Genomic DNA, 13,409 nt, shown 5'->3' with positions numbered 1-13,409 from the left:
GAGCTGATGACGAGTCATCTTTTAGATGACGAAGTGGTTGATGCCATGCTTCCAAGAAAAGCTTCTAAGCTTCAGGTAACCAGGAACCGTACCCCAAACCGACACAGGTGGTTGGGTAGAGAATACCAAGGCGCTTGAGAGAACTCGGGTGAAGGAACTAGGCAAAATGGCACCGTAACTTCGGGAGAAGGTGCGCCGGTGAGGGTGAAGGACTTGCTCCGTAAGCTCATGCCGGTCGAAGATACCAGGCCGCTGCGACTGTTTATTAAAAACACAGCACTCTGCAAACACGAAAGTGGACGTATAGGGTGTGACGCCTGCCCGGTGCCGGAAGGTTAATTGATGGGGTTAGCTAACGCGAAGCTCTTGATCGAAGCCCCGGTAAACGGCGGCCGTAACTATAACGGTCCTAAGGTAGCGAAATTCCTTGTCGGGTAAGTTCCGACCTGCACGAATGGCGTAACGATGGCGGCGCTGTCTCCACCCGAGACTCAGTGAAATTGAAATCGCTGTGAAGATGCAGTGTATCCGCGGCTAGACGGAAAGACCCCGTGAACCTTTACTATAGCTTTGCACTGGACTTTGAATTTGCTTGTGTAGGATAGGTGGGAGGCTTTGAAGCGTGGACGCCAGTTCGCGTGGAGCCAACCTTGAAATACCACCCTGGCAACTTTGAGGTTCTAACTCAGGTCCGTTATCCGGATCGAGGACAGTGTATGGTGGGTAGTTTGACTGGGGCGGTCTCCTCCTAAAGAGTAACGGAGGAGTACGAAGGTGCGCTCAGACCGGTCGGAAATCGGTCGTAGAGTATAAAGGCAAAAGCGCGCTTGACTGCGAGACAGACACGTCGAGCAGGTACGAAAGTAGGTCTTAGTGATCCGGTGGTTCTGTATGGAAGGGCCATCGCTCAACGGATAAAAGGTACTCCGGGGATAACAGGCTGATACCGCCCAAGAGTTCATATCGACGGCGGTGTTTGGCACCTCGATGTCGGCTCATCACATCCTGGGGCTGAAGCCGGTCCCAAGGGTATGGCTGTTCGCCATTTAAAGTGGTACGCGAGCTGGGTTTAGAACGTCGTGAGACAGTTCGGTCCCTATCTGCCGTGGACGTTTGAGATTTGAGAGGGGCTGCTCCTAGTACGAGAGGACCGGAGTGGACGAACCTCTGGTGTTCCGGTTGTCACGCCAGTGGCATTGCCGGGTAGCTATGTTCGGAATAGATAACCGCTGAAAGCATCTAAGCGGGAAACTAGCCTCAAGATGAGATCTCACTGGAACCTTGAGTTCCCTGAAGGGCCGTCGAAGACTACGACGTTGATAGGTTGGGTGTGTAAGCGCTGTGAGGCGTTGAGCTAACCAATACTAATTGCCCGTGAGGCTTGACCATATAACACCCAAGCAATTTGCGTCGAAGAGACCAGATTGCGGTGTGTGAAGACGAAACGAACCGAAAGTTCGAGATCTTGCAAAACACCGAAAGCTATCACATACCCAATTTGCTGAAGCGAGGCCAACTGGCCACGACTCAGTACCCGAATTTCTTGACGACCATAGAGCATTGGAACCACCTGATCCCATCCCGAACTCAGCAGTGAAACGATGCATCGCCGATGGTAGTGTGGGGTTTCCCCATGTGAGAGTAGGTCATCGTCAAGATTAAATTCCAGAACCCCTGATTGCTTATGCAGTCAGGGGTTTTGTTTTGGGCGGTCTGAAAACGGGGAGAGAGCTGTTGGCCGTAAAAAAGATCCAGCCTGGTTAAAAGCCTCGCTCCCTGATCAACTCAATCAGTGCCCTTAACCCGGCCGGCACATGGCGCCTACCTGGGTAATAGAGGCGCAAGCAGTCAAAAGACGGCGTCCATTCCTCCAGTACGCGCACTAACGTCCCGTTCGCTAAATCGGCAGCGGCATTCCATTCCGTAAGATAGGTCAAGCCTAGTCCCGCCCTGGCAGCCTCAAGCATCAGAGTCGGATTATCCAGGGTCAAAACCCCTTGCACCTCGACAGCAAGCGCTTCGCCATGTCGCTCAAACTCCCAGTGATAGATCGCACCGCTGGGCATCCGGCTGCGAATACACTGATGGGCCCGCAGATCCATGGGACTGACGGGAACTGGGTTGAGAGCAAAATAGTCCGGGCTGCCCAATACCGAAAAACGCTGGGCCGGACTGATATCGACTGCGATCATGTCTTGAGGAACCGTACCCCCGAGCCGAATCCCCGCATCAAACCCCTGCGCGACGATATCCACCAGCCGCCCCTCAGTGACGATATCCAATTTCATCCGTGGATAACGTCGCAGATACTCCAGCAGCAACGGCATCACCTGCTTTGCCGCCCCCGCCGAGGTATTCAGGCGCAAGGTACCGCTGGGTTCCGCGCTGCGATTTCCTGCCTGTTCCAAGGCCGTGCGAATGCTCAACAGTGCAGGGGTAATGGTTTCGACAAACTCCGCGCCCACTTCAGATAACGACACGCTGCGCGTGGTGCGATTGAACAGCCTCACCCCCATCCGCGCTTCAAGCCCCGCGATAGAGTGGCTCAACGCCGATGTCGACACATTCAACTCGGTCGCCGCTGCACGAAAACTGCGATGCCGAGCCACTGCCAGCACCGCTTCCAACTCATTCAGCCCGGATGTATTCATTGTCCTGAATCGCTCATCAACTCATGCCGATTTGTACGGCTTATCAGCTTAATCATAGTGACTTACCGTAGGACGCACTAGCTCAGCGTCCCGGAGGACCTATGCAATACATCAACCAGATTTACACCAACGGCGACTTTGTGACGCCCCATGGCGAAGAGCTTTTTGACCTGTTCAACCCTGCAACAGGCCAGCGTATCGGCCAGGTTCGATTGGCAAATGAACAAGACGCCCTGGATGCCATCGCTGCCGCCAAGCGAGCTTTTACCGAGTTCTCCCATAGCTCTAAAGATGTGCGCATCGACTATCTCAAACGCCTTCACGCCGCAGTTGAATCCATTGAGGACGCACTTACCGATGCGATTATCGAGGAGTACGGCGCCCCAATATCCCGTGCGCGGTGGATGGCCAGGCATGCAGCCAGCGTCCTGCAAGATGCCGCTTCAGTACTGGAGAACTACAACTTCGCCCGACGCATTGGCATCGCCGAGGTGGTCATGCAGCCGCTGGGTGTGGCCGGCTTGATCACACCCTGGAACAGCAACGCCGGTTTTATCTGCGGCAAGCTCGCTGCGGCGTTGGCCGCCGGCTGTACCGCCGTGATCAAACCCAGTGAAATGAGCGCAATCCAGACCTCGCTAGTCACCCGCGCCCTGCATGACGCAGGCTTGCCTCCTGGTGTATTCAACATCGTCACTGGCCGTGGCGAAACCGTAGGCGCCGTGTTGAGCGCCCATCCCGACATCGCAAAAGTGTCCTTCACCGGTTCAACCGCTGTCGGCAAAACAATCCTGCGGACCGGCGCCGAGACCCTGAAGCGCGTGACCCTAGAGCTGGGCGGCAAATCACCGGTGCTGATTCTCGATGATGCGGACCTCAAGACGGCCGTGCCCATGGCCCTTCAGGCCGGTTTCATGAACAGCGGCCAGGCCTGTATCGCCGGCACTCGAATCCTGGTACCCGAAAGTCGTTTGGAAGAAATCGAAGCGCTGATGATCGACGAGGTGGGCAACGTGCAAGCCGGCGACCCTCGTGACCCAGCCACTGCGGTCGGCCCCATGGTCAGCCAAAAACAGTGGGAGCGCGTACAGCGCTACATTCAGATCGGGATCGAGGAGGGCGCCCACCTATTGGCAGGAGGTCGCGGTTTGCCTGAGGGCATCAAAGCCGGGTGGTTCGTAAAACCAACCGTATTCAGCCGGGTGACCAACCAAATGGCCATCGCCCGCGAGGAGATTTTCGGCCCGGTGCTCTCGATCATTACCTACGCAACCGAGGAAGAGGCCCTGACCATCGCCAACGACACACCCTACGGCCTCCAGGCATACATCTTGTCTTCAAATCCCGAACGCGCCCGCAGGCTGGCCAGCCGTATAGACGCTGGCCGAGTGCTGATCAATACCCTGGCCCATGAACCTCTTGCGCCGTTTGGTGGCTTCAAGCAATCGGGTATCGGCCGCGAGTACGGCACATTCGGCCTCGAAGCCTTCCTGGAGCCCAAATCGATCCTGAGCTGATCCTCAGCATAAAAACGCATGAATAAGGTCAACGGCTCAAACCAAAGCGCATGAACAGGCTCCATTAGCACACCGTTCAGGGAAATCGATGCAAAGTGTTTCTGCATTTTTGGTATGGTGCAGCACATTTTCACAAGGACTGATTTTTCCTCCGCAGGAAGCGGCGTCGACCTTATTCAACGAGATGCTGTAGAAATGCCTGAACCAATACCGATCAAGGATCACGAAAAAGAAAACCGCCTGGTCAACAAGCGGCTGCTGGCCTGCGCGCTGCTGGTAATCGGCATTACCTGCGCCCTGGTAGGTCGGATGTACTTCCTGCAGGTGGTGCAGTACGACTACCACTCCACCATTTCCGAAAACAATCGCGTCCACGTCCTGCCGATCACACCGACCCGCGGCCTGATCTATGACCGCAACGGCGTAGTACTTGCCGACAACCGTCCCAGCTACAACCTGACCATCACCCGCGAGCGCACCACCGATCTCAAAGGAGAGCTGGACGCTATCGTCAGCCTCCTGCATTTGCCCGCCGAGGACCGTGGCGTATTTGATAAGGCGCTCAAGCAAGCCCGTCATCCCTTCGTGCCCGTCACCCTGTTCTACGAGCTGACCGAAGAGCAGATCGCCGTGCTGGCCGTCAACGAATTCCGCCTGCCGGGCGTGGATGTCGAGCCGCAATTCGTCCGCCATTATCCGCTGGGTGCGCACTTTGCCCACTCCATTGGCTACGTAGGCCGGATCAACGAAAAAGAATCCAAAGCCCTCGACTCAGTGGAGTACCGGGGCACCCAGTCCATTGGTAAAACCGGGATCGAGCGTTTCTACGAGTCCGAGTTGCATGGCCATGTCGGCTATGAAGAAGTTGAAACCAACGCCCAGGGCCGCGTCCTGCGGGTGCTCAAGCACACCGACCCGATCCCCGGCAAAAACATCGTGCTGAGCCTGGACGTCAAACTCCAGGAAGCCGCCGAAGAAGCCCTCGGCGACCGCCGTGGTTCGGTGGTTGCTCTCGACCCGGCAACCGGCGAAGTGCTGGCGATGGTCAGCAAGCCAAGTTTCGACCCGAACCTGTTTGTCACCGGCATCAGCTTCAAGGAATACGCCGCGCTGCACGACTCCCTCGACCGTCCGCTGTTCAACCGCGTGCTGCGCGGGCTCTACGCGCCGGGTTCGACGATCAAGCCGGAAGTCGCCATCGCTGGCCTCGACAGCGGCGTGGTTACCGCCCAGACCCGGGTGTTCGACCCGGGCTATTACCAACTCCCGGATTTCGACCACAAATACCGCAACTGGAACCACAGCGGCGATGGTTGGGTGGACATGGACGCAGCGATCATGCGCTCCAACGACACCTACTTCTACGACCTGGCCCACAAGCTGGGTATCGACCGCCTGCACGACTACCTGGCCGAGTTCGGCCTTGGCCAGAAAGTCTCCCTCGACATGTTCGAAGAGTCAGCCGGCCTGATGCCGTCCCAAGCCTGGAAGCGCGCTACCCGGCGCCAGCCTTGGTTCCCGGGTGAAACCGTGATCCTCGGCATCGGCCAGGGTTACATGCAGGTCACCCCGTTGCAGCTGGCCCAGGCCACTGCGCTGATCGCCAACAAGGGCGTGTGGAACCGACCGCACCTGGCCAAGACCATCAATGGCGTGCCGCCGGTGGATGAAAACCCGATGCCCAACGTGGTGCTCAAAGACCCACGCGACTGGGAGCAGGTCAACCACGGCATGCAATTGGTAATGCACGATCCACGCGGTATCGCCCGGGCGGCTGCAGCCGGTGCGCAGTACCGGATTGCTGGCAAGTCTGGTACTGCGCAGGTAGTGGCGATCAAGCAGGGCGAGCGTTACAACCGTCTCAAGACCCTGGAGCGCAACCGCGACAACGCCTTGTTCGTCGGCTTTGCCCCGGCGGAGCACCCGCGGATCGTGATTTCGGTGATGATCGAAAACGGCGAGGCCGGTGGCCGAGTGGCGGGGCCGGTGGTGCGCCAGATCATGGACGCCTGGCTGCTCGATCAGGAAGGCCACTTGAAGCCGCAATACGCGACCCCTGCCAAGGCGCCGGGTGATCCCCACGTCTAAAGCCACAAATACACACAGGTGATTGCCCTTACTCCTACATTCGTCTAAATTGCGATTCGTTCTCATTAGCGCTAATCGCCATCATGCCCGAATCGATCCGCCACGCTCACCAGCCTGTTGCCACGCTTTACGGTGCCCATCACCGCTGGCTGGTGGGTTGGTTGCGTGCGCGGCTGGGGTGTTCGCATCAGGCGGCTGACCTGGCACAGGACACCTTCATTCGCCTGCTATTGGCCGACCGGGCCAAACCTCTGGCCGCCGACCTGAAGGAGCCGCGGCACTTCCTGGTGACCATCGCCAGGCGCGTGATGATTGACAGCTACCGTCGCAAGGCCCTTGAGCAGGCTTATCTCCAGGCTTTGGCCGAACAGCCCTTGGCCTACGCCCTGTCACCCGAAGAGCGCCTGCTGATCATCGAAACCCTGCAGCGCCTCGATGCGATGCTCGACGGTCTCGGGCGCAAGGTGAAACGCGCGTTCCTGCTCTCGCAGTTGCAGGGCATGCCTTACAAGGAAATCGCTGAGCAGCTACAGGTCTCGGTCAGCTCGGTGACCAAATACATCGCCAAGGCCACCGAGCATTGCCTGCTTGAAGCGCTGGACCAATGACCCTTGACCCGCAACGCCAGGCGCTGAGTGCCGCAGCCCAATGGGTTGCACGCCTGGCGGAGGTGCCCGGTGATCGCCAGCTTCAGCAGGACTGGAACACGTGGCGCGAAGAATCCCCGTTGAACCAGTGGGCCTGGCAGCGTGTGGAGATGCTCCAGGGCCAACTCCAGTGCCTGCCGGGATCCCTGGCCGTCAATGTGCTGGACAAGGCCGCCGATCATTCCCGGCACCTGGGGCGACGCGGCTTGCTCAAGGGCCTGGTGATCGGTGCCGGGGTGAGCGCCATGGGCTGGACCGGCTATCGCCAGGCACCGATATGGATGGCCGATCAGCGCACCACCACCGGCGAACGTCACACTGTCACCCTCGAGGATGGCACCCGGCTGTCGCTCAATACGGCCAGCGCCGTAGATGTGCGCTACGGCCCGGACCAGCGGCTGCTGATCCTGCGCGCCGGTGAGATCCTGATCGAGACCGCCAAGGATGCACGCCCTTTCATGGTACGCAGCGCCCACGGCGAGATGCGCGCGCTGGGCACACGTTTCACCGTGCGCCAGTTCGACGGCTACACCGCCATGAGCGTCCTGCAACACGCCGTGGCCGTGCGCCCGGGTGATGAGCTGGCAGAGACGGTGATCACCACCGGCAACGCCGTGACCTTCGATACCAGCCGCCTGCTGACGCTGCGCGCCATTGAGCCCGGCGAGGGCGAATGGGCGGCGGGGCGCCTGGTGGTGGACAACTGGCGGCTGGATCGCCTGCTCGAAGAGTTGCAGCGCTATCGGCCAGGTTACCTGGGGTGTGCTGCCGAGGTCGGCCACCTGCGGGTCTCCGGCGCCTATTCCCTGGATGATCTGGACCTGACCCTCACCGCACTGACCCGTGCGCTACCGGTACGGCGCATCTCCCGCACCGATTACTGGACCCAAATTGTCGCCCGCGGATAAAAACGCAAAATATTTATCCGCCGCCGTTGTCGATTTGCCGCGCCTCGCTCGACTCCTCCTGCAATACCTCTTCATTTCTTTCGGTCACCAGGAGTCAGTAATGCGCGCAGGGCAAACTTCAGTCGCCAATTCACCGCTTCGATCATTTCGCAAAAAGCCCCTGCAGGTGGCGTTGTTCGGCGTGTCGTTGATGGTGCAATACAGCCTTCTGGGCCCGTTGCTGTCCCCAGGCTCCAGCGCTGTGGCGGCCAGCCCGCAAAAGACCTTCAGCATCGCGCCCGGCCCGTTGGGGTCGGTACTGAGCCGCTTTGCCAGTGACGCCGGCGTCGTCTTGTCTTTTGACTCGGGCCTGACCGCGGGCAAGCAGAGCCAGGGCCTCACCGGCACCTACAGTGTCGAGCAGGGTTTCGCGCGTTTGTTGGCGGGCAGCGCCCTGAGCGTGGCGGCCAATGGTGATGGCAGCTACGGCCTGATCCCGCAATCCAGCGGCGCCTTGACCCTGGGCGCCACCAGCATCAATGCCGAAGGGCTGAGCCTGACCACCGAAAACACCGGCTCCTACACCACCGGCGCCACCAGTACCGCGACCAAGCTACCGTTGTCGCTGCGGGAAACGCCGCAATCGGTCAGCGTCGTCACCCGCCAGTTGATGGACGACCAACACCTGTCGACCCTCAACGAAGTGCTGGCCTTCACCCCCGGCATCAGCAGCAACCACCGCGACAGCGAGCGTTACTCGTTCTATTCCCGGGGCTTTGAAATCCAGAATTTCCAGTACGACGGTATTCCGTCGCAGGTGGCCAACGAGTCCCAGCAATACACCGGCGCGATCTCCGACATGGCGATCTACGACCGCGTCGAAGTGGTGCGCGGCGCCACCGGGCTGATGAGCGGCGCCGGCACTCCATCGGCCACCATCAACCTGGTGCGCAAGCGCCCGACCAAGGACTTCCAGGCCTACGTTTCCGGCGAAGCCGGGGCGTGGGACCGTTACCGTTCCGAAGTCGATGTGTCCGGCCCGTTGACCGAAACCGGCAACATGCGCGGACGTTTCGTCGCGGCTTATCAAAAACAGAATTCGTTCATCGACTGGTATAAGCAGGACAAGCGCGTGATGTATGGCGCCCTGGACATCGACCTGAACGAAAACACCACGCTGCGCACCAGCCTCGACTACCAGAACAACGACGCCAATGGCAGCACCTACGGCCATATCCCGCTGTTCTACAACAATGGCACCCAGACCCACTTCTCCCGCTCCTTCAACCCGGCCTCGCGCTCCAGCTACATGGACAACACCAGCTACACCTTCACGACGATGCTCGATCACAAGCTGGATGACGACTGGAGCCTCAAGACTGCCTACAGCCATCAGTATTCCTACCGCAAAGGACAGGGCGCGTCGGCCAGTGGCGGCTACCCGGACCCCGTGACAGGGCAGGGCGCGGGTGCCTTCATCTATCGCCTGAACAGCTATCAGACCCAGGACACCGTCGATGTGTATGCCACCGGCCCGTTCCAGCTGGGCGGGCGTGAGCATGAACTGGTGATGGGCGCCAGCAGTTCGCGCACGCACCTGAACTTCCCCGACTACAGCAGCGGTTCGGCCGATAACGACTACGGTCAGGTGGACAACATCTTCACCTGGGATGGCCGGCAGTACAGTCGCCGTTCGTACACCGAAGTCGGTGGCACCGTCACCACTTTGCAACAGACCGGCGTCTACGCCGCCCTGCGCTTGAAACCGATTGATCCGCTGACGATCATCCTGGGGACGCGGGTCAGTTGGTGGAACCAGGAGAACGCCGACCGGGACTACGCAGCAGGCACGAAAACCATCGATAAAACCAGGAAGACCGGCGTGGTCACGCCCTACGCCGGCGTCATCTATGACCTCAACGATACCTACTCGGTCTACGCCAGCTACACCAACATCTTCCTGCCGCAGACTTTCTACAAGACGTCTTCAAAGGGCTCCCTGGCGCCGCAGCAGGGCGACAACTACGAAATCGGTCTCAAGGGCGAATTCTTCAATGGCGCGCTGAACGCCAGCATTGCCCTGTTCGACATCGAGCAGAAGAATACTCCCGAGCAATCCGGCACCGACTCTTCAGGCGCAGCCGTCTACAAGGCCATCGCCGGCACCAGCACTCGTGGCGTCGAAACCGAAATCTCCGGTGAAGTGGCCGAAGGCTGGAACGTATTCGGCGGCTACACCTACCGCGAATCCCACGACAAGGACGGCGCACGCGTGCAGGCCAACCAGCCGATCAACCTGTTCAAACTCGGCACCTCATACCGCCTGCCCGGCAACCTCGACCGCCTGACCATCGGCGCCAACGTCACCTGGCAAAGCGAGATCTATGCGTCCTCCCAAATCAACTACGAAGGCCCGTACTACAAGGCCAAGCAGGACCCGTACGGTGTGGTCGGCCTGCTCGCCAGCTACCAGGTTGATGAACACCTGTCGGTGGGCCTGAACGTCAACAACCTGTTCGACCAGAAGTACTACGACGGCCTGGGCACGTTCAACTCCGGCTCCTACGGCGAACCGCGCAACGCGATGGTCAAAGCCAAGTGGCAATTCTGACTCGCTGAAACCGGGAATGCGCAACCCCAGGGTTGCGCATTGGTCGATGTCGCCTACTGTCAATACAGGAGGTGTCTCATGCACGAATCAAATGAAATCAAACGTAAAGTCCTGCTCAACGCTCCACGCCAACGGGTCTGGGAAGCACTGACCGACGCCGAGCAATTCGGCAGCTGGTTTGGCATCGCCCTCAAGGGCAAACAGTTCGCCCAGGGGCGGGCCATTGAGGCCCCCATCACCTATCCCGGTTACGAGCACGTGGTGTGGAAGGCAAGGATCGAGCGGCTTGAACCACAGACGCGGTTCTCTTTCAGCTGGCATCCCTACGCCGTAGACAAGGATGTGGATTACGACGCCGAAACCCCCACGCTGGTGGAGTTCACCCTCGAAGATCACGCCGAAGGCATCTTGTTGCGCGTGGTGGAGTCAGGTTTTGACGGGATCCCGGACGTTCGCCGCCAGAAGGCCTACAAGAAGAACTCCCGAGGCTGGGATGATCAGATGAACAACATCGAAGACTATCTGGCGAAATCCCATCAGCCGTGAGCTGATGGGGCGCCGCATTCATCAGCCTTCGTGGGCGGTGCTGATTTCCAGGGTATCGGTGTAGGTCACCAACACGCTTTGGCCGACCTTGAGGTCTTTGAGGCCGGCGCGAATTTCCGGTTTCTCCACGGTCAGCACTTTGCTCTGGCCCGCCGGGTTTTCCAGGGTTACCTGGTTTTTCGCCAGGTCAATGTGGGTGATCTTCAACTGCACCTGTACCTGGCGGAAGGCCGCACCGCCCGGGTTCGGGTTATCCGCGGTGGCGCGCAAGACGCCAGTCTTCTCGGTGGCGTCCGGTGCGCTCTTGTCGATGTCGGTGTCCAGCACGGCGGCGACCGAATGGGTCACCAGCACCTTGACCTGATCACCTACCTTGAGATTGCCCAGGTCCTTGGCCTGGTCGCTGAGCTGCACATGCACCTTGCGGCCTTCGGCACCTTCGAGCACCACCTGATGGTTGGCGGCATCCACCTCCAGCACCTTGGTGGTCACCTCATCGGCTTCCAGCGACTTGGACAACGGGATATCGGCAGCATGTGCCGTCAGGGCACCAGCAGACAGCAGGGTTGCCAGGGCAATTGCCTGGCGAAGAGGGCGCAATACATTCATTGAGTGGACTTCCATGTGAGAGGAGCCTTGAGTCTAGTGGCGCGTTCGCGATTCGCAAATTCGCCACTGAGACGGAACGGCTACTTGATCACCACCGGATTCACCGGTGCGCCACTGCCCCCGACAATCTTCAGCGGGGCGGCGGTGTAGAGGAATTTCCACTGGCCGTCGTCCGCACAATCGGCGGCCAGTTCCTCCAGCAACACGATTTCGGTGAAGGCGATCCCCAGGTTGCGCATCAGCGCGCAATGCAGCGGAATCTGCACCCCGGACACCGGGTCGGTGATCACTTCGTTGGCGATGGTGTCGGTCACCAGATTGGGGATTTCCATCTCGTGGAACCACTCCACAAGCTCCCGGCTGTAGGTCAGCCCCGGCTCCATCAGGTCCTTGAAGAACTCGGTCTTGCCCAGCTCATAAAACGCCTCCATGGACCCGGTGCGGATGATCAGGATGTCACGTTTTTCAATGGTCACGCCCTGGGCTTTGGCGGCGTCGAGCAGGTCCAGGTGGTTGAAGGTTTCGCCCCGGCCCAGGCACTTCTTGCCGCGATGGCGGGCCATGTCGATCAGCACCGCACGGCCCACCACGCCGCGTTCGGCAATCGCCAGCACGCTGGCCTTGGCCATGCCGCCAACGGTGGTCTGGGCGTCGTAGCCGTTCCACAGTTGATTGTCGTACCAGGCGTGGCCGAGGGCGTCGTACTGGGTCGAGCCTTGCAGCTGCATGAAGATCACGTCATCGGAATACGCCGCACCACCGGTCATGTGCGGCTGTTTGCCGAAGTGGTAATGGCTGTGGTCGAGGGTGTTGAAGCGCATCGACGGGTTGCGCGCCGGCCACATCGGGTCGCCGTCGGGGTGGCCGATCTGCACTTGCAGGGTAAAGGTCTTGCCCTGGCGCACCGAGGCCACGCCCCGCAGTACTTCGGCTTCAGTCAGGTAATTGAGGGCGCCGACTTCGTCGTCCGGGCCCCATTTACCCCAGTTCTTTGGCAGGCCTTCAAGCAATTCGCGGGTGTTCGGCTCGTTCTTATTATGAAGATCACACATAGCAATTCCGGTCCCTGTGAGAGTGAGTTACACGCAGCGCCCGCCATCGACTTCAAGGCAAGTGCCGGTGATGAACGCCGCTTCGTCCGACGCCAGGTACAGGCAGGCGTTGGCCACATCTTGCGGGGTGGAAAAGCGCCCCAGGGGAATGGTCGCCATGAATTTCTGGCGGTTTTCCGGGGTGTCCGGTACGCCCATGAATTCGCTGAGCAACGCCGTGGCACCCACTACCGGGTTCACGCAGTTGACGCGGATATTGTCCGGCCCCAGCTCCGCCGCCATGGTCTTGCTCATGACCACCACTGCGCCCTTGCTGCCGTTATACCAGACCAGTCCCGGACGCGGGCGGATCGCCGCCGTCGAGGCAATATTGACGAACACGCCGCCGCCCTGGCCGCGAAAATGCGGCACAAAATGCTTGGCGCTCAAGAAGATGCTTTTGACGTTGACCGCAAACACCCGGTCGAATTCGGCTTCGTCGACTTCCAGCATCGGCCGGTTGCGGTGGGTGGTACCGGCGTTGTTGATGACGATATCCAGGCCGCCGAACTGCTCCAAAGTGCCACGCAGCAGGGCGCCCATGCTTTCATCGTTGGCCACGTTGACCTCGATGAAATGCGCATGGCCGCCGCTTTCGGCGATTTCATTGACCACCCGCTGACCGCCCACGGCGTTCATGTCCGCAACGATGACCTTGGCGCCCTGGCGGGCAAATGTCTTGGCGATGCCCTCGCCAAACCCCGAGCCGGCGCCGGTGACGATCGCGACTTTATTGGCTAAACGCATGGTGTGTTCTCCGTT

The 13,409-nt window shown here is 59.7% G+C and carries 10 protein-coding genes and 2 rRNA genes; 8 read left to right on the top strand and 4 right to left on the bottom strand.

The window, feature by feature from the left end; all coding sequences use genetic code 11:
* Window positions 1–1,389, top strand: a 23S ribosomal RNA gene (locus A462_RS18335); the annotation flags it as partial.
* Window positions 1,390–1,542: 153 nt separating this feature from the next.
* A 5S ribosomal RNA gene (gene rrf / locus A462_RS18340) occupies window positions 1,543–1,658 on the top strand.
* Window positions 1,659–1,760: 102 nt separating this feature from the next.
* Here the strand turns inward: rrf and A462_RS18345 are convergent.
* On the bottom strand, window positions 1,761–2,651 hold the full coding sequence (locus tag A462_RS18345) for a LysR family transcriptional regulator (protein ID WP_008434591.1): 891 nt from the start codon (window positions 2,649–2,651) through the stop codon (window positions 1,761–1,763).
* 101 nt (window positions 2,652–2,752) lie between these two features.
* Here A462_RS18345 and A462_RS18350 point away from each other — a divergent pair, with 101 nt between their 5' ends.
* The 6 genes from A462_RS18350 to A462_RS18375 all read left to right on the top strand — a co-directional run bounded on the left by A462_RS18350 (window position 2,753) and on the right by A462_RS18375 (window position 10,947).
* Complete coding sequence (locus tag A462_RS18350; protein WP_008434589.1) at window positions 2,753–4,168, top strand: aldehyde dehydrogenase family protein; 1,416 nt, start codon at window positions 2,753–2,755, stop codon at window positions 4,166–4,168.
* 195 nt (window positions 4,169–4,363) lie between these two features.
* Entirely contained in the window at window positions 4,364–6,256 is a 1,893-nt protein-coding gene (mrdA, locus tag A462_RS18355; RefSeq protein WP_003208249.1) for a penicillin-binding protein 2, read from the top strand.
* A gap of 83 nt (window positions 6,257–6,339) precedes the next feature.
* Window positions 6,340–6,864, top strand: coding sequence for a sigma-70 family RNA polymerase sigma factor (locus A462_RS18360; RefSeq protein WP_008434587.1), 525 nt, complete (start codon window positions 6,340–6,342; stop codon window positions 6,862–6,864).
* Window positions 6,861–7,811 carry a FecR domain-containing protein gene (locus A462_RS18365; protein ID WP_008434584.1) on the top strand — a complete coding sequence of 317 codons (951 nt, stop codon included), beginning with the start codon at window positions 6,861–6,863 and terminating at the stop codon, window positions 7,809–7,811. Before A462_RS18360 ends, A462_RS18365 begins: the two co-directional genes overlap by 4 nt.
* A 100-nt stretch (window positions 7,812–7,911) precedes the next feature.
* Window positions 7,912–10,401, top strand: a complete 2,490-nt coding sequence (locus A462_RS18370) for a TonB-dependent siderophore receptor (protein WP_008434582.1) — start codon at window positions 7,912–7,914, stop codon at window positions 10,399–10,401.
* A 78-nt stretch (window positions 10,402–10,479) separates the two neighbouring features.
* Window positions 10,480–10,947: an SRPBCC family protein gene (locus A462_RS18375; protein WP_003208248.1), complete on the top strand. Its 468-nt coding sequence runs from the start codon at window positions 10,480–10,482 to the stop codon at window positions 10,945–10,947.
* A 21-nt stretch (window positions 10,948–10,968) separates the two neighbouring features.
* Here the strand turns inward: A462_RS18375 and A462_RS18380 are convergent, their stop codons facing one another.
* The 3 genes from A462_RS18380 to A462_RS18390 all read right to left on the bottom strand — a co-directional run bounded on the left by A462_RS18380 (window position 10,969) and on the right by A462_RS18390 (window position 13,394).
* Window positions 10,969–11,556 carry a hypothetical protein gene (locus A462_RS18380; RefSeq protein WP_003208246.1) on the bottom strand — a complete coding sequence of 196 codons (588 nt, stop codon included), beginning with the start codon at window positions 11,554–11,556 and terminating at the stop codon, window positions 10,969–10,971.
* Window positions 11,557–11,636: 80 nt separating this feature from the next.
* Window positions 11,637–12,608 (bottom strand): cyclase family protein, encoded by a 972-nt coding sequence (locus A462_RS18385; RefSeq protein WP_008434580.1) that lies wholly within the window; start codon window positions 12,606–12,608, stop codon window positions 11,637–11,639.
* 27 nt (window positions 12,609–12,635) lie between these two features.
* Window positions 12,636–13,394, bottom strand: coding sequence for an SDR family oxidoreductase (locus A462_RS18390; RefSeq protein WP_008434578.1), 759 nt, complete (start codon window positions 13,392–13,394; stop codon window positions 12,636–12,638).
* Window positions 13,395–13,409: the final 15 nt, after the last annotated feature.

It is taken from the genome of Pseudomonas sp. Ag1 (genome assembly GCF_000278565.1).
Classification (GTDB): Bacteria; Pseudomonadota; Gammaproteobacteria; order Pseudomonadales; family Pseudomonadaceae; genus Aquipseudomonas.
Note: the sequence above shows the minus strand (reverse complement) of the source record. Positions and strands in the feature narration are given on the sequence as shown.